Genomic DNA, 16,513 nt, shown 5'->3' on the forward strand with positions numbered 1-16,513 from the left:
AGTGGATTTTTCTGATTCTTACCTTCCCCACGCAATCAAGAGATACAGGAGGCTAGAACCAAACATATCTACCAGAGCATGCATAAGGAAAAATGGCAAAAGATTTTTAACCTTATACTTGTATAGAAAATAATAGAATAAACCATAAACTACACCAATAACCAGTGCCCACACCAATCCTTGATAAGTGTGAAAAGAAATCCGAATGAGAGTAGAATAAAACAAAACCCGCCACTTGTGCTTTTCTTTCACTGAGGTCAATAACCCTAGAAAGAAAAACTCTTCATAGAAGCCATTTAGCAAGGCGTAGGCAATTGCCATCGGACTAAGCGCTAGGAATTTCCGTATAACTTCCATGGGATCTATGTGGACAAAAAGAGCTGGATTTAAGTAATTGTATTCACCAGTTAGTGTCGTCACCAGGTCTCCAAACAATCCCACAATGGCAAATATAAAAGGAACCCAAAAGAGAAGGGACCAGGTCCAACGAATAGGAAGTTGTTTGAAATCATAATTCCGAATCAAAAGGTAAAGCAAGGCTAAGGTCAGAAGTATCACTTGCAGGGTGAAGTTGCTCAAATAGCCTACTCCCTCGCTGACAGTATTACTTGCTGTATCCATTGTAGTTGAAAGACCTGTCGGAAACATACTTGCTAAAAAGAGCTCCGTTGACCGAATGATAAACTGACCAAACATTAAAACTGTAATAATCAGAATGTCAAACCATCTCAAGTAGCGCAGGGGCTTAGTTGGGTGAATGCTTTGTAAAATTTTCATATCTCCTCCTTCTAGCAGTTAAAGATTGGTTTATTGTAAGAAAAGAAACTTAAAATTTTATAAAATTCCACTCCCATTCCTTAGCCGTAATCAATATTTCGATAGGATATTTAAACCAATCACTTTTTACGAGTAACTAGTTTCTCATTCAACCTTCCGTTTATTTTCTATCAACAAATCTTTCAAAGAAATGATGGCTACCGCAAGTAAAATCATAGCCATACCGACAAAATCAATCGCATAGAATTGCTCTTTCATAATCAGAAAGGCAAAGAAAACTGCAGAGATGGGCTCTATGGAAGCCAATAAACTGGACTTAACTGGGCCTATCATACTAGCTCCTTTTAGGAAAGCTGTATAGGCAAAGACCGTGCCAATGATGATAATGCCAGCAAATGCAAAAAGAAAATCCAAGCTGGTCGGTATACTGGCCTGCAAAACCCCTGTGAAGGGAATAGCCACCACTCCAGAAATAACCATGCCCACACCAATCACCAACATACTTCCCCACTTCTTAATCAAAGTGATAGGAAGAATGATATAAAGGGCATAGGTCAGGGCAGAAAAGAGTCCCCAGAAAAGACCAGCAGGTGTGACAGACAACTGGTCAAGTTCCCCATGAGTCGCGATAAGAAAAGTCCCTCCGATTGCTAAAACAATCGAAAAAATCTCAGCCAGAGTCGGTGCCACCTTGTCCTTGATACAAGTATAAATCAAGATTCCAACAGGACATACATACTGGAGAACCGTAGCCGTTCCAGCATTTGTTTCCTGAATGGCAGAAAGATAGGCAAACTGGTTTAAGAAAAGTCCAAACAAGGCAAATAGCAGTAGAGAGAGTAAGCTTTTTCTGTCTCTTAAAAAAGCTAGGAGTTTGTCCCTTGCAGTTACATAGGATAAGAAAACCAGTGCCAATCCTGCAATGATAAGTCGCAGATTGGTCAAGACTAAAGCGGAAATCCCGTGTGCCATCAGGTATTGGCCACTGGTTCCAGACAAGCCCCAAGCAATGCCTGCAACTACTGTAAATAGCGTTCCTTTTACGGTTTTTGACATGCTTTCTCCCTACTCTTCCCTACGAATCATATCCATGACTTGGTTTCGATCGATTATCCACTGGGCACGCTCATCCTTCTCATACGTTCGATTGGATAAAAAGATAGCGGCTTCCTGTTTCTCTCGGTTCCACATGATGAAGGTACCTGTATAGCCCGTATGGTCGAGCCAGGCCCCCTCCAGATTCCAGGCTAACGAACGCTCCTTATCATCTAAGGGAGAGTAATTTCGGCTCAAATCTGCAGCAAACTCATCTTTCAAGTAATGTTCCAGAAAGTTTTGCAAATCCTTAACAGTTGAAAATAAACCAGCACTTCCAGCATGTTTGCCCAAAAGACGAGCTTTGGGATCGTGAATACTGCCTGCCTCCACTCCTCTCACTGTTGGTACAGCAAACTCAACGGGGCCAAACACTGTTTCCTTCATCCCCCATGGGTTCAAAACTTGTTCTTCTATAATCTGATCCAAGTCTTGGTCAAAGATTTTTTCCAAAAGAAAGCCTAAGAGTAAAAAGTGAACATCCGAATATAGAAAAGTAGGCTGACTACGTCTATTCAGATGAAACATGGCCTCTCTTAACTCCTCAGCACTCAACTGGTCCCGATTTGGAATAAAGGGGTCCAGGTCTGTTGCGTGGGTCAAGAGTTGACGAATAGTGATATCTGGATAATCACATTCAGCTAAAAAATCCGTCACTGGTCGATTAATATCTAATTTGCCTTGTTGCCATAAGAAGGTGAAGACTGTTCCTACTCCCACAACCTTACTCACACTGGCTAGGTCATAGACTAGCCCTGACTCTGTCTGTAAACCTCTCTCAGGATCACTCAAGCCTAGGTAAGATTCTCTCCATTCTCCATCCTTAAAATACGCAAAAGAGGCCCCGGGATAGACCCCTGCCTCGATTTGATCTTCTATTTTTCTTTGAATTTTTTCCCACTTCATGCTTCTTCAAACCACAATTCAATGTTATTGGTATCTTTACCAAGGAAGAATTTTTCAGACTTGGGAACAAAATAGCCTGTCTTTTCAAATTTCTGACGAAGACTGGTTAAATCTAGATCCTTTACCAAAAATTTCAGCATAGACAAGTCCCAGGTAACATTGTTTTCAACAGTCAAATCTGGACCTTGCCCTTCCGTAAAGGTGATAACTGTCCCAACTTTTTCAGAATCGAGTATACTCTCCGTCCCCTCAGGAAAACGCAACTCCATAGAAATCTCAAATTGACTCAAGTATTTTATACCTGTATTTGAAGAAAATTCAGGAACAGTTTCCAGTGGAACCAAATCTCTTATATCATTTTCCGCATGAACAAGGATCACATCCTGTTCAGGAGAGACAATCTCAAAAGCATAACCACGGCTTCCTTTAAGCAGGCGAGGAAGGGACTCCATCTGATAGAGAAGAGCCTCTATTTCTGAAGGATTTTCTACTTTGATCAAGAGTCTAGCTAGTTTCTTAAGCCCTTCAACTCTCCGAGTTCGCATACTGGGAGCCTCTTCGAGAATCAATTTCTCAACACCTGATTGGTCACCAAGTGAAAGGAAAGCAGATTCTTCTAATAAGGGCTTCATCCCAAGAGTTTCAATGTAAAATTTTTCATTTAATTTTCGGTTATTGACCTTCAAAGTCGGAATAATTTGTATCATTTGATTTGCATTCATAGCTTCCTCCAACTCTTTTATTTTAAAGGATTTTAGGATTTTTTACAAGCTATTCCACTTAAATTCTAGAATTTTTTACAAAAATTTCCGATAAAAAAACTGGGATTCCCCAGTTTCGTTTCTTATAGGTAAAGTAGTTTGAAGACTGCTACTGCTGCAATACCAGCTGCGATTGGTGCTACAACTGGAACCCATGCATACCACCATTTTGAATCACCCTTGTGTTGACCAAGAACTGATTTTGGAAGGAGTTCGTGAAGAAGACGTGGTCCAAAGTCACGAGCTGGGTTCAAACCAGGTCCAGTAGGTCCACCAAGTGAAGTTACCAAGGCCATCACTAGGAAACCAAGCCCTAAATGAGCTACTGAAAGACCTGCTGCTGTGTGTGGTGCTACTTGAGCTTTTACTGCCAATTCACCTAAGTCAACAGTTTGACCAGCTTGAGTAGCCATTTGTTTCATGTATTGAAGAACCTCAGCACCGAAGAAGTTTTTAGTCATTCCTAGGGCTGCAAAGAACAGAATAAACGAACCGACAAACTCATTGATAAAACCATTTACACTTGCTGCGAAACGTGATTCTTTTGTACCGTGATCGACACTTGAAATCGTTGAGAAGGTACCCAAGATATTGTTTGGGTTTTCTGTTTTCAAGTAGTAAGGGCGGTGAGTCGCTACAACCAAAGCTTGACCAAAAATTGCCCCCAAAACTTGTGCTAGGATGTAAAATGGTACTTGCTCCCAAGAGAAAAGACCACTAACAGCAAGTCCAAGAGTGAAAGCTGGGTTGATGTGGTTTCCTGATACGTTACCGAACATCAAGGCTGGGATCATAACCCCCATACCATAACCAACCGCGATAACGAGCCAGCCACTTTGGTGACCTTTCGTACCTTTAAGTTCAACGTTAGCAACTGCACCATTACCAAGAATGATCAAAATAGCAGTTCCCAAGAATTCTGTGGCATATTTAATAGCCCATGTAAAATCCATTTGATAGATTCTCCTTCAATTTTTTTAGACAATCCTTATTCTATCAATTTTTAGGCCTTTTAGCAACCGATTTTCTAAAAGAATATCTGGAAAACGCTTTATTTAACTTATCTTTAAGAAAAGGACAAAAGAAGTCAAACTCCTTTCATCCTTTTCATTAGTCTCGACGTTGACCAAAGTCTGCAATCATTTGCTCCATCTCTTGACGGCTTGGAGTTGTTAGCATATAAAGGTAATCCCCTTGTAGCTCTGCAAAAGCTTCTGGCATGATTTTTTTGACCTTGAATTGCTGGCTGTATTTGGCAAGAAGGTCCTCTTCTGAATAAACATAGTTGGCATTGGCACGACGTGATGTAGCTAAACAGTATTGAGGTTCAAACTCTGATGTTGGAAACTCCTCACCTGCGACGATAGCTGCATAGCCACGATAGAGGTCCAAGGAATGAGCAAAGTTATAAACATCAATGGTAAAACCACCTGCAGGACGATTGTTGTACTCAATGGCGATATAGTCATCTCCCTCACGGAAGAACTCGATATGGAAAAAGCGTTCTCTCATTCCAAATTCCTTGACTATGGCCTCGCCATACTTGCGCAGTTTGGGATCCATATCCTTAAGCACATAGTAGGAATTGTCCATCTTATAAATCATCAGATCAAGTGGTGTATGGGCATAATCGAAAGTCGTTGAAAAGACGATGTTGCCATTCTTGTCCACAAGTCCGTCAAAGGTACAGATTTCGCTAGAAGTGACAAATTTCTCAAAGAAATAAACGGTAGAATGGTCCCATTCAGCCTTGAAGTAATTTACATCTTCTTCTGTCTCAAGCTTAAAGGTTGCTGCCGCTCCCACTCCGTTATCAGGTTTGGCAATCATTGGTAGACCGATTTCTTTCACTGCTTTATCCACATCTGCTTCCGTCTGGATAACAGCTCCAGGTACCACAGGGACACCTGCTTTTTTGAAAAGCTTCTTCATTTCAGACTTATATTTCGTCTTTTTGAGATCCTCGGGTTTGGCACCAAAGACATTGAATTGTTCTCTAAGTGCTGCGTCTAGCTCAAGCCAGTATTCATTGTGGGACTCGATACGGTCAATTGGTCCATGCTTATAGAAAAGAAAGGCTACAGCACGTTTGACTTCGTCTATGTTCTCAAGATTGTCCACACGGAAATACTCAGTTAGGCTATTCCGCAAAGGCTCATCTAGTTGTTCGTAAGGCTCCTGACCAATTCCCAAAACGGTGATGCCTTTATTAGCTAACTCGATTGTAAACTGTTGAAAGTTTTGTGGATAGTAGGGAGAAATAACAAGGTAATTCATAGGCAACTCCTTTTATAGATACAGGTGTCCAAGAAAATAGGGCATTTGTTTACGCCACCATTCCCAGTCGTGGGCGACATCGTGTCCCCATTCAGCAAACCAGGCTGGAATTTGTTTCTGGTCAAAGGCTTCTTTGAGCTTGTAGAAAGATGGTAGACCGTCTTGTTCCCAGGCACCAAGTCCCGTACAGACGACGATCTCCGCCTGACGGTAACGATCGATAAACCAGCCGTCATTCTGGTTCCAGATATAATCTACTGGCGAGTTTTGGTAAATGGCATCGTCATTGTAGTAATCGCCGACAAAGAAACGTGCGTCGTAAACACCGCTGAGAGCAATCACTTTGGTAAAGACATCTGGATGCTGGAGGAAAAAATTGAGTGCATGATAGGCCCCCATCGAACATCCTGTCGTCATCATACCGTCAAACCAACCTGTCTTATGCTTGATAAAAGGAATGCCCTCCTCAATCACATAGCGTTCGTAAGCTCGATGCATCTCCGCTTGGTCATGACTATTTTTCCAAGTAGCCAGCCAGCTCTCACTGTCAACACTGGAGAGAGTAAAGAACTGGACACGGCCTTCCTCGATAAAGGAAGCACAGGCATCTATCATGCCAAAATCATAGTATTCATTGTGACTACCACCAGATGAAGCAAAAACCACAACTGGAATCCCAGCATGTCCATAACGGTTGAGGTACATTTCACGGTTGAGGTGGCCACTCCAGTGGCTGAGGTTTTCAATATGCATTGGCTTTCTCCTTTCCTAACTTACCATTTCTCTGCAAAAAAACGAAGACAGTCTGGTAAATTTTCCGACCAAGGGATTTCACTATGGATAGCACCAGACTGAACTTTCAAAACAAGATTATCCAAGTCTACTCCACCTGCAATCAAATCATGGTAATAGCGAAGCGATGAGTCGATATAGGCTTGCTTGATATTGCCAGCCATCAGGGTCTTGTCCGTATCGTCTGCTTCTTCTGTTCCTACATAAATGAAAATGCGCTGATCAGGCGACAATTTCTTACGCTCGATGTAGCGGTTAAAGGCTTCTTGGTGGAGCCAGTTGGCAGATGAAAAGACACCTAGACAACCAATTCTCTCTTGGTACTCTAGCCCGATAAACTGGGTAATATTGCCTCCTAGTGACGAACCAATCATAGCCGTATGTTGGCGATCAGCTTTGGTACGGTAGGTCTCATCGATAAAAGGCTTGACCACTTCCATGACAAACTCAGCATACTCCACGCCCTTACCGCCAAACTGCTGGCCTGGAATAGGAGATTCTTGGAACTTCCAAGCCGCATACTCATGCATCCGCCCCAAACCATCATTGTCGATGGCTACAACAATCATGCGGCTGATGTCAGGGTTTCGCTTAATGGCTGGAATAATCTTCCAAGAGTGTCCGATATAGGACTCCTTGCTGTAAAAGACATTTTGCCCATCGTGAAAGTAAACAACAGGGTAAAAACGGTCTGTGTCTTTTTCGTAGTCCTTAGGCAAAAGAACACGCACACGACGCTCTTTTCCTGTATAAGGAACCTTGAGTTTATGTTCTTTCATTTTTAAATAAAAGTAGGAATGATTCATTGTCAGAAAACTCTCTATATTCAAAATTTTATCTTATTATACCATAAAAATAGAAAAAAAGTCAGTTAATGTCCATTTTAAGGATAAATAACTAACTTTTCTCACTTAATATTCTGAATTATTCTGGATTTTCTGATTAGAGGAGATTGTCAATCAAGTTATCGACTTCATCTTTTTCAACCTGAGGTGTAATCTCAGTGATCATGATACCAGCCACTGCTCGCTCAACCAAGCCTTCAACATCCATGCGTTTTTCATACTGCTCTGCATTCTCTATCTTAGGATTGGTCTTAGGACGGTCAGGTGCAAAAATAGTACAGCAATCTTCAAAAGGCTGGATTGAAATTTCAAAGGTATCGATTTCCTGCGCGATGTCAATGATTTCCAACTTGTCCATAGTAACCACGGGACGAATGATGGGAGTGTTGGTCACAGCGTTGATAGCCTGCATGCTTTCCAAGGTCTGGCTCGCTACTTGACCTAGACTCTCCCCATTGATAATGACCAGACCCTTTCTCACTTCACGAATACGGTCAGTAATCCGCATCATAAACCGACGCGTCAAGGTCATGAGGTAGGCTTCTGGCGCCTTGGCCTTGATTTCTTCTTGAATCTCAGTAAAAGGCACTTCGATAAACTGGATATTGCCACCAAACTTGGTCAATTTGCGGGTCAAATCTTGGGCTTTCTTGAGGGCACCAGGACTAGTATAAGGTGGACTAGCAAAGTGAACGGCTTCAATATCCACTCCACGTTTAAGGGCAAGATAACCTGCTACAGGTGAGTCAATTCCACCTGACAACATGAGCATGCCCTTACCAGAAGTTCCCACAGGCAAGCCACCTGCTCCACGAATAGTTTCATAGGAAAGATAGGCCGCCTCCTCACGAATCTCCACTTGAAGAGTGATATCAGGATTTTTCATCTGGGCTTGAATAGTAGGAATTACGTCGAAAACAGATCCACCAAGGGTTTGGTTAAGTTCACGACTGTCGAGTTCAAAGTTGTGGTCGCTACGCTTACTAGAAATCTTAAAGGTCATACCTTCCTTGTAGATATCCTGCATAATCTCTTGCACAGCAGCTTTGAGAGTTTCAACAGACTTTTCAACCTTATATACTGGAGAAAAATTTTGAATTCCGAAGACTTGTTTGAGAGATTCTGCCACTGCTGTGTAGTCAGCTCCATTCAGGTAAGCGTGGGCACGGTCGCGATCAGCGGTTACCTTAACTTGGGGATAGATGGACAAAACGTCCGAAATGTTATTGCGAAGTTTATTGATGAAACGCATACGGTTTTTGCCCTTGGTTGACAACTCTCCGTAGCGAATCATAATTTCTGAATACTGCATGAATGCTCCTATCTTACTTTTCTAGTTTGATTGTAAATTAATTTTAGTTTGGTCAAGAACTGCTCAACCTGACTCATATCATTTTTAAGGTCTAGGCTTAGGCGAACAGCTGACTGGGCCTTATCTTTCTCCACTCCCATAGCAATCAAGGTCCCCGCAGGTTTTCCAGCCTTGGATGAACAAGCAGAGGTTGTGGAAATGAAAATATCATAGTCTTCAAATGCGTGAACGATGACTTCACCACGAACACCCTTAATCCCAAAAGTCAAAATATGAGGGGCGAAGTCTTCCTCATCTGAAAAGATAAGAATATCTAGATAATCCAAAAGTGCTTGGCGAATGACTGATCTCATCTGCCCTGTCTTACTAGCAAAGATATCTAACTTTTCCATAGATAAACGGAGAGCCTTTGCTGTCGCTGCAATCCCTGCCACATTTTCAGTTGTCGAGCGATAATCGTGCTCTTGGCCACCACCAGTCAAAAGAGGCGTAATTTTCTTACCAGACTTGATATAAACAAAGCCAACACCTCTGACACCATGAAACTTATGACTCGAAAAGGTCGCGAAATCCACTCGATCTGTCAGATAGTTTTCAGTCGGAATCTTAGCGAGTGCCTGAACTGCATCAACGTGGAAGGAAATAGTTGGCTTGTCTGCCAAGAGTTTTGAAATAGCTTCAATGGGCTGGATAGAGCCGATTTCATTGTTCACAGCCATGACTGAAACAAGCGTCGTATCAGGTCGTATCAAATTCGCTAGAGCATCAACATCCACAAACCCTTTCTCATCAACTGGAGCAAAATCCACCTCAAAACCTTGACTTTTCAGCCAGAGGGCTGACTCCTTGACTGCTGGATGCTCAATAGCTGATACGATGATGTGCTTGCCAAACTGAGCTTTTTCAAAGGCCACACCCTTGATGACCCAGTTATCCCCTTCTGTTCCACCAGAGGTAAAGAAGATTTCATCACTCTTCTTGCCAATTAAATCTGCAATTTGCTGACGGGAAGCATCTAAAATTCGTGTTGCCTGGTCTCCCAAACGATGGAGACTGGATGGATTTCCTACAATTTTCGAAGCGACCTGCATATAGGTCTCAAGAACTTCAGGATAAGGCTTAGTTGTTGCCGAATTATCAAAGTAGATCATGTTTTCTCACGCTTTCTAAAATCACTCCTTCTATTTTATCATGAAACGAAGCTTACGACAAGAAAGGGAAGTTTCTCTTTTTTTAAGATTTTTTTAAAGAAATGAGGTATAATAAATCATAATTAAAGGAGAGTATCATGTCTAACTATCGTAGAACTTCAAAACCAAAAACAGAACACATCAAAAAGGGATTTACTGTCTTTCAAAAAACGATTGCTACCATCGGTAGTATCCTTGGTCTGATAACTGCTACTATCACCATCATGAACGCCATGGATAATAACAAAAACAACAAAAAAGAACCGACGACAACCCAAACAACTGTTGTCAAGGAAATTCAAAAGGAATCCCCTCAGGAAAATACTACACCTAACAAGGACAACACTTCTACTAAAGAAAATAGCCCACAAGAAGAAACTTCTCAATCCAACAAGAAAGAGGAGAAAAAAGAAGAACAGAAAACAACAACTCAGGACTCTTCTACACCTGCTACAAATAAAGAAACAAGCGATAGCGGAACACAGTCAAATACGACGAATTCAGAAAATAAAACGAGCCAGTAGCCACTAAAATAGCTTCCTTCCATATTTGGAAAGAAGCTATTTTTTTATTGTTGCAATACTTTTCGTGGTTTGGTTCCTTCAGCCGGACCGATGATACCTGCCGTTTCAAGTTCTTCCATAAGGCGAGTTGCACGGTTAAATCCAACCGACAAACGACGCTGAATCATAGAAGCACTAGCTTTCTGCGTCTCGATAACCAGAGCCTTTGCTTCTTCAAAGAGCGGATCGCCACCAGCTTCACCGTCAGAGAAATCTCCTTCATTATCTGGGACGTCTCCTGGGTCAAAGCTATCATCGTAGTCCGCATCAGCCTGCGCCTTGATGAAGTTTACAATGCGTTCAACATCATCATCCGAGATAAAGGATCCTTGCAGACGGACTGGGTGATTTTCATCAATTGGTTTAAAGAGCATATCTCCTCGACCAAGCAGTTTTTCAGCCCCATTTTCATCCAAGATGGTTCGTGAATCCGTACCTGATGAAACCGCAAAAGCCACTCGAGATGGGACATTGGCCTTGATGAGACCAGAGATGACATCAACCGATGGGCGCTGCGTTGCGAGAATCATGTGAATCCCTGCAGCACGCGCCTTCTGTCCGAGACGGATGATGGCATCTTCCACTTCCTTGCTGGCCACCATCATGAGATCTGCCAACTCGTCCACAATGACAACAATCAAAGGTAGTGGTACTTGTTTGTACTCAGACTGGGCATTGAATTCTTCGACCTTGGCATTATAACCAGCGATATTGCGCACACCGACCTTTGCAAAAAGCTCATAACGGTTTTCCATCTCATCCACAACCTTTTGCAGAGCCTTGCTGGCCTTGCGTGGATTAGTCACAACTGGAATCAAGAGGTGAGGAATGTCATTGTAAACCGATAACTCAACCATCTTTGGATCGACCATCATAAACTTGACCTGGTCTGGTCTTGCTTTCATGAGAATGCTAGCGATAATACCGTTAACTGCGACTGATTTCCCTGATCCCGTCGAACCTGCAACGAGTAGGTGGGGCATTTTGGAAAGGTCAAAGGTTCGAGCAGTTCCATTGACAGCCTTACCCAGAGGAATTTCGAGGAGATTTTCTGGTTTAGTCTGAGACTGTTCCCAGAGTTCTCGGAAGGAAACGGTCGCAATTTCAGAGTTAGGTACTTCAATTCCGACTAAGGATTTACCAGGTATTGGAGCCTCAATCCGAACATCCTTGGCCGCCAAAGCTAGCGCTAAGTCATCTGCCAGATTGGAAATGCGATTAACTCGGACTCCCACTGCTGGCTTGACTTCATACTTGGTAACAGATGGGCCGATTTCAGCCCGTTCCACCGTTACCTTGATACCGAAGCTAGCAAAGGTTTCTTCTAGGATTTTGATATTTTCTCGAACAATCTTCTTTTCCTTGGACTGATCTTTGGGTTTATCTGGCGCAAAGAGTTGCAAGTTTGGTAGCTTGTATTCAAGGGCTTCCTTGGCAGAAAAATCAACCTGCACTTCTTCATCTTCAAAGTCTTCCTCGTCTGGAACTTCAACGTCAGCTTGAGGAAGGATAATCTCGGGTTCAGTCCATTCCTCCTCAGGAATTGGGGGGAAATCGTAGTCTGGTACCTCTGATAAGATTTCTCCCGTTTCAGGATCTACAGGAGGAAGCGGTGGTGCATCCTGTTCTTCTTGTTCTCTCTGAATTCTGGCAGCTTCTTCAGCTTCTTGACGAGCCTTTTCTTCTTCCCTCTTGATAAAGCGTTCCTGTTTTCTCTGTTCCTGTTTTTCCATGAAGGATCTGAACTGAGCTCCAATAAAGGCTGCAACATCATAAATAGACCAAGGACTGACCAAGAGTGCCCCAACTAGAATCAAGAGAACTCCAATAAAGTAGGAGCCGATATTTGAGAAAAGAAAGGCAGTGGGGACATAAAGTCCGACACCTAGCAGGCCTCCACCAGCAAAGCTCGTCACCCGGATACCAGTCAGGTCCGTCATAACTTGAGACAGGGTCCCTTTTAGAACTGACTGCTCCAAGCCATATTTCCATACCAAGTAGGCCTCAAAAATCAAGAGCAAGCCAGCGAAGATACAGAGAAAGCCTGACAGAAGCCCCTCTTGCTTACGTAACCATTTAAATAGAAAGAGATAAATGAGAAAGGCTCCAATGGCCACATAAGCCAAACTCCCGACCACCAGTCGGATGAGATTATAAAGGGTAATACCCGCCGCACCGAGCTTGAGGGCTGCAATAATCAACAATAAGGCAATTCCTAAAGAAATCAACATCCTCTGGATAGCCTGTTTTCTTTCGAGTTCTGCTTTAGACGGTCTCCGTCTTGTTTTTATAGTATTCTTGTTTGCCATTCTTTTATTATACCATATTTCACAGCCATTTCGAACAGAGAAAAAGATTGCACCAAAGGGTACAATCTTTCTATTTTGATACCTTTTTATGCTTGTGGTTTGCGTAGGTAACCATAAACCACACCGCTTACGATTGCTCCAATCAAGACAAAGACTAGGTAAAGTAGGGCATTTGAAGTAAGGGCAATGACGAAGATTCCTCCGTGTGGTGCCATGAGTTTGATTCCTGCAAGACCAACGAGTCCGCCTGCCACCGCAGAACCAAGGATGAAGCTTGGGATAGCACGAGCTGGGTCAGCTGCACCAAACGGAATCGCACCTTCAGTGATGAATGACAAGCCCATGATGATGTTTGTCAAACCAGAGTTACGTTCTTCTTTGGTAAATTTATCTTTGAAAAGAAGGGTTGCGACAAAGATAGCAAGTGGTGGAACCATTCCTCCAGCCATAACTGCTGCCATAGCTACAGAACCACCTGAAGAAACAGTCGCTGCAAGCGTACCTGTACCAAAGACATAGGCAGCTTTGTTGACTGGTCCACCCATGTCGACAGCCATCATTCCACCAAGAACGATACCGAGAAGGACAGCTGAACCTCCTCCAAGGCCGCCTAGAAAGTCATTCATGGCAGTGTTGATTGCTGCCATTGGGATGTTAACAGCCAGCATGACAAATCCTGTCAAGATTGTTCCAAGAAGTGGCAAGAGAAGGATTGATTTAGCACTTTCAAGTGAACGAGGAACTTTAACGTATTTCTTGATAGCAAGAACTAAAGCACCTGCGATAAATCCACCAACAAGGGCACCTAGGAAACCAGATGAGACACCTGCAAGAGTTGAAGTTGCTTCTCCACCTGCGGCATAAGGAATTTTACCAAAGGCAAAACCTTCTTTGGCAATAGCACCTGCCACGAAACCAGCTACTAAACCTGGTTTTTCAGCGATAGAGTATGCTACGTATCCTGCAAAAACCGGAAGCATCAAGCCAAAGGCCGCTCCACCAATTTTCATGAACATAGAAGCTAGCTCATGGTAAGAACCGAGATTGCCAAGACTATCTTGTGGCACACCCATAGCACCATCAATCAAGAAAGCAAGGGCAATCATGATACCACCACCGATAACGAATGGCAACATTTGAGATACACCACTCATCAAGTGTTTGTAGAAGGCACCACCAAGGCTTTGTTTTTCGTTAGAGGCTGTTGCAGCTTTTGCTCCATTAGCGGCACGATAAACTTCAGCATCTCCTGAAAGAGCCAAGTTGATCAATTCTTCTGTCTTACGGATACCGTCTGCAACTGGACGGTTGATCAATGGTTTGCCATCAAAACGATCCATCTCAACAGCCTTATCTGCTGCGATGATAACAGCTTTAGCCTTGCGAATGTCCTCTGCAGTCAATTGGTTCCCAACACCGCTGGCACCATTAGTCTCAACCTTGATCCCAACCCCCATTTCAGCAGCCACCTTTTGAAGGGCTTCTTGGGCCATGTAAGTGTGGGCAATCCCTGTTGTACAAGCCGTAACAGCAACGATAAAATCACCAGAGTCATTGGCAGGTGCTTGAACAGGCTCCTCAGCTTTTTCTGAAGCTTGGTTAAATAGTTCGATAACTTGATCTGCAGATGTTACTTGGCGAAGTTTGTCAGCGAAACCATCTTTCATCAAGTATTGAGACAATTCTGCTAGGGCTGCTAAGTGGGTGTCATTTGCACCTTCTGGAGCCGCAATCATAAAGAAGAGGTCAGTTGCTTGTCCATCCAAGCTCTCATAGTCAACACCCTTGTTTGACTTAGCAAAGAGAACCGTTGCTTCTTTGACAGCAGAGTTCTTGCTGTGAGGCATAGCAATTCCGTCACCCAAACCAGTGGAAGTAAGAGCTTCACGCGCCAAAATTCCTTCTTTAAAGGTTTCAAAATCCGTCACATAACCGTGATCTACCAAGCTATGAATCATCTCTTCGATAGCTGCTGTTTTTTCAGTCGCCTGCAAATCCAGCAACATGACATCTTTTCTCAATAGGTCTTGAATTTTCATCGTTTTTCTACCTCAACTTTTTCATATGTTTCTTTAATAAATTCCGCTGTTGCCAAGTCATCTGAGAAGGTAGTTGCTGTTCCACAAGCTACTCCCCATTTGAAGGCTTCTACTGCATCTTTAGATTTGACAAATTCACCTGTAAATCCAGCAACCATAGAGTCACCAGCTCCCACTGAATTTTTCACTGTTCCCTTAATTGGTTTAGCGAAGTAAGCTCCCTCAGATGTGACAAGAAGTGCACCGTCTCCAGCCATAGAGATGATAACGTTTTGAGCTCCTTTGGCCAACAATTCTCGAGCATAGTTCTCGATTTCATCTAAACTTTCGAGTTTCACTCCAAAGATAGCTCCAAGTTCGTGATTGTTTGGTTTAACCAAAAGTGGCTGGTAGTCCAAACTATCAATCAAGGTCTGTCCTTCAAAGTCACAAACCACTTGTGCACCAGTCTGGCGCGTCAAGGCAATCAGATCTTTGTAGATGACATTCCCTAGATTTTTAGCGCTTGAACCAGCAAACACCACCGTATCTTCTGCTGTTAAACTTGAAAGAATAGCTTTCAACTCTTCTAGCTGAGTTGATTCAACATTTGGACCCGTTCCGTTGATTTCTGTTTCTTGATTCGCCTTGATTTTAACATTGATACGAGTATCTTCTACCACTTGGACAAAACGTGTCTCGATTTCTTCCTCTGCTAAAGTATCTGTGATAAATTTACCAGTAAAGCCACCGATAAATCCAGTCGCTGTATTTGGAATATCCAAGCGTTTCAAAACACGACTGACATTGATTCCTTTCCCACCAGCAAACTTATCATCACTGTCCATACGATTGACACTTCCAACTTGAACTTGGTCCAAGCGAACGATATAGTCAATAGACGGATTGAGTGTGACTGTATAAATCATACTTCAATTACCTCCGTTTTCTCCTTAATAGCCTGCAAGAGCTCATTCCCTTGACTTGTGATGACAATAGCGCGTTTGAGAGGTGCTACCTTGGCAAAGCAAGTTTGTCCAATCTTAGACGAATCGACTAAGACATAGGTTTGTTTGGCATTCTCTAAAATAGCACGCTTAACGGCTCCCTCCTCCATATCAGGAGTCGTATAATAACCATCGTCCACTCCATTCATCCCGATAAAGGCACGATCAAAATGCAACTGGTTAATCTGGTTAAGTGCAACGCCCCCGATGCTAGCATCTGTCGCCATCTTGACACTACCTCCAACCATGACAGTTGGAATCTGCTTTTCAACCAGCTGAACCGCATGGTGAATGGAGTTGGTTACAACTGTGATCTCCTTATTAACCAATTCCTTGATCAAAAAAGCGGTTGTTGTTCCAGCGTCGATAAAGATAACATCTTTTTCCTTGATGAGAGAGGCTGCTTTCTGAGCAAGCAATTTCTTTTCCTGAAGGTTTTTGACAGATTTTTCTTGAATGGTTTCTTCTTCCTGCAAGGAGTGGGGCAATTCTGCTCCACCATGCACACGGCGAAGCTTGTTTTCTGCTTCCAACTCATCCAAGTCTCTTCGAACCGTTGATTCTGACGTTTTTAACAAACTAACTAACTTTTCTAAAGAAACCACTTGATGCTGATTAAGTTCCTCTAAAATCAGTTGTTTCCGCTCAGTTTTTAACACCA

The 16,513-nt window shown here is 42.9% G+C and carries 15 protein-coding genes; 1 reads left to right on the forward strand and 14 read right to left on the reverse strand.

Annotation, left to right across the window (positions count from 1 at the left end; genetic code table 11):
- Window positions 1-18: 18 nt before the first annotated feature.
- The 10 genes from D8804_RS03255 to D8804_RS03300 all read right to left on the reverse strand — a co-directional run bounded on the left by D8804_RS03255 (window position 19) and on the right by D8804_RS03300 (window position 9,916).
- Window positions 19-777 carry a CPBP family intramembrane glutamic endopeptidase gene (locus tag D8804_RS03255; RefSeq protein WP_125398809.1) on the reverse strand — a complete coding sequence of 253 codons (759 nt, stop codon included), beginning with the start codon at window positions 775-777 and terminating at the stop codon, window positions 19-21.
- Between the two features lie 144 nt (window positions 778-921).
- Entirely contained in the window at window positions 922-1,833 is a 912-nt protein-coding gene (locus D8804_RS03260) for a DMT family transporter (RefSeq protein WP_125398810.1), read from the reverse strand.
- 9 nt (window positions 1,834-1,842) lie between these two features.
- A complete protein-coding gene (locus D8804_RS03265; protein ID WP_125398811.1) occupies window positions 1,843-2,778 on the reverse strand; it encodes a serine hydrolase domain-containing protein in 936 nt (311 codons plus the stop codon).
- Window positions 2,775-3,500 carry a CppA N-terminal domain-containing protein gene (locus tag D8804_RS03270; protein WP_125398812.1) on the reverse strand — a complete coding sequence of 242 codons (726 nt, stop codon included), beginning with the start codon at window positions 3,498-3,500 and terminating at the stop codon, window positions 2,775-2,777. Before D8804_RS03270 ends, D8804_RS03265 begins: the two co-directional genes overlap by 4 nt.
- A gap of 122 nt (window positions 3,501-3,622) precedes the next feature.
- On the reverse strand, window positions 3,623-4,492 hold the full coding sequence (gene gla, locus D8804_RS03275; protein ID WP_125398813.1) for an aquaglyceroporin Gla: 870 nt from the start codon (window positions 4,490-4,492) through the stop codon (window positions 3,623-3,625).
- Window positions 4,493-4,649: 157 nt separating this feature from the next.
- Window positions 4,650-5,816: an ATP-grasp domain-containing protein gene (locus tag D8804_RS03280; protein WP_125398814.1), complete on the reverse strand. Its 1,167-nt coding sequence runs from the start codon at window positions 5,814-5,816 to the stop codon at window positions 4,650-4,652.
- Between the two features lie 12 nt (window positions 5,817-5,828).
- Window positions 5,829-6,569 carry an esterase family protein gene (locus tag D8804_RS03285; protein WP_038805022.1) on the reverse strand — a complete coding sequence of 247 codons (741 nt, stop codon included), beginning with the start codon at window positions 6,567-6,569 and terminating at the stop codon, window positions 5,829-5,831.
- Window positions 6,570-6,589: 20 nt separating this feature from the next.
- Window positions 6,590-7,414 (reverse strand): alpha/beta hydrolase, encoded by an 825-nt coding sequence (locus D8804_RS03290; protein WP_125398815.1) that lies wholly within the window; start codon window positions 7,412-7,414, stop codon window positions 6,590-6,592.
- A gap of 136 nt (window positions 7,415-7,550) precedes the next feature.
- Window positions 7,551-8,765 carry a tRNA uracil 4-sulfurtransferase ThiI gene (gene thiI / locus D8804_RS03295; RefSeq protein WP_125398816.1) on the reverse strand — a complete coding sequence of 405 codons (1,215 nt, stop codon included), beginning with the start codon at window positions 8,763-8,765 and terminating at the stop codon, window positions 7,551-7,553.
- Window positions 8,766-8,773: 8 nt separating this feature from the next.
- Entirely contained in the window at window positions 8,774-9,916 is a 1,143-nt protein-coding gene (locus tag D8804_RS03300; protein ID WP_125398817.1) for a cysteine desulfurase family protein, read from the reverse strand.
- A 137-nt stretch (window positions 9,917-10,053) separates the two neighbouring features.
- Between D8804_RS03300 and D8804_RS03305 the strand changes: the two genes are divergently transcribed.
- Complete coding sequence (locus D8804_RS03305) at window positions 10,054-10,479, forward strand: DUF6556 family protein (RefSeq protein ID WP_125398818.1); 426 nt, start codon at window positions 10,054-10,056, stop codon at window positions 10,477-10,479.
- 44 nt (window positions 10,480-10,523) lie between these two features.
- Here the strand turns inward: D8804_RS03305 and D8804_RS03310 are convergent, their stop codons facing one another.
- The 4 genes from D8804_RS03310 to D8804_RS03325 all read right to left on the reverse strand — a co-directional run bounded on the left by D8804_RS03310 (window position 10,524) and on the right by D8804_RS03325 (window position 16,511).
- On the reverse strand, window positions 10,524-12,827 hold the full coding sequence (locus D8804_RS03310; RefSeq protein WP_125398819.1) for a DNA translocase FtsK: 2,304 nt from the start codon (window positions 12,825-12,827) through the stop codon (window positions 10,524-10,526).
- A gap of 86 nt (window positions 12,828-12,913) precedes the next feature.
- The gene (locus tag D8804_RS03315; protein ID WP_125398820.1) at window positions 12,914-14,866 is read right to left on the reverse strand and encodes a fructose-specific PTS transporter subunit EIIC; all 1,953 of its coding nucleotides are present in this window, start codon (window positions 14,864-14,866) and stop codon (window positions 12,914-12,916) included.
- A complete protein-coding gene (gene pfkB / locus D8804_RS03320; RefSeq protein WP_125398821.1) occupies window positions 14,863-15,774 on the reverse strand; it encodes a 1-phosphofructokinase in 912 nt (303 codons plus the stop codon). Before pfkB ends, D8804_RS03315 begins: the two co-directional genes overlap by 4 nt.
- On the reverse strand, window positions 15,771-16,511 hold the full coding sequence (locus D8804_RS03325; RefSeq protein WP_125398822.1) for a DeoR/GlpR family DNA-binding transcription regulator: 741 nt from the start codon (window positions 16,509-16,511) through the stop codon (window positions 15,771-15,773). Before D8804_RS03325 ends, pfkB begins: the two co-directional genes overlap by 4 nt.
- Window positions 16,512-16,513 lie beyond the last annotated feature (2 nt).

This window comes from Streptococcus oralis (genome assembly GCF_003944215.1).
Taxonomy (GTDB): domain Bacteria; phylum Bacillota; class Bacilli; order Lactobacillales; family Streptococcaceae; genus Streptococcus; species Streptococcus oralis_BI.

Bases quoted from the DNA above. Each gene is read 5' to 3' on its own strand.
- D8804_RS03255 (WP_125398809.1), bottom strand. From the start codon at position 777: ATGAAAATTTTACAAAGCATTCACCCAACTAAGCCCCTGCGCTACTTG.
- D8804_RS03260 (WP_125398810.1), bottom strand. From the start codon at position 1,833: ATGTCAAAAACCGTAAAAGGAACGCTATTTACAGTAGTTGCAGGCATT.
- D8804_RS03265 (WP_125398811.1), bottom strand. From the start codon at position 2,778: ATGAAGTGGGAAAAAATTCAAAGAAAAATAGAAGATCAAATCGAGGCA.
- D8804_RS03270 (WP_125398812.1), bottom strand. From the start codon at position 3,500: ATGAATGCAAATCAAATGATACAAATTATTCCGACTTTGAAGGTCAAT.
- gla (WP_125398813.1), bottom strand. From the start codon at position 4,492: ATGGATTTTACATGGGCTATTAAATATGCCACAGAATTCTTGGGAACT.
- D8804_RS03280 (WP_125398814.1), bottom strand. From the start codon at position 5,816: ATGAATTACCTTGTTATTTCTCCCTACTATCCACAAAACTTTCAACAG.
- D8804_RS03285 (WP_038805022.1), bottom strand. From the start codon at position 6,569: ATGCATATTGAAAACCTCAGCCACTGGAGTGGCCACCTCAACCGTGAA.
- D8804_RS03290 (WP_125398815.1), bottom strand. From the start codon at position 7,414: ATGAATCATTCCTACTTTTATTTAAAAATGAAAGAACATAAACTCAAG.
- thiI (WP_125398816.1), bottom strand. From the start codon at position 8,765: ATGCAGTATTCAGAAATTATGATTCGCTACGGAGAGTTGTCAACCAAG.
- D8804_RS03300 (WP_125398817.1), bottom strand. From the start codon at position 9,916: ATGATCTACTTTGATAATTCGGCAACAACTAAGCCTTATCCTGAAGTT.
- D8804_RS03305 (WP_125398818.1), top strand. From the start codon at position 10,054: ATGTCTAACTATCGTAGAACTTCAAAACCAAAAACAGAACACATCAAA.
- D8804_RS03310 (WP_125398819.1), bottom strand. From the start codon at position 12,827: ATGGCAAACAAGAATACTATAAAAACAAGACGGAGACCGTCTAAAGCA.
- D8804_RS03315 (WP_125398820.1), bottom strand. From the start codon at position 14,866: ATGAAAATTCAAGACCTATTGAGAAAAGATGTCATGTTGCTGGATTTG.
- pfkB (WP_125398821.1), bottom strand. From the start codon at position 15,774: ATGATTTATACAGTCACACTCAATCCGTCTATTGACTATATCGTTCGC.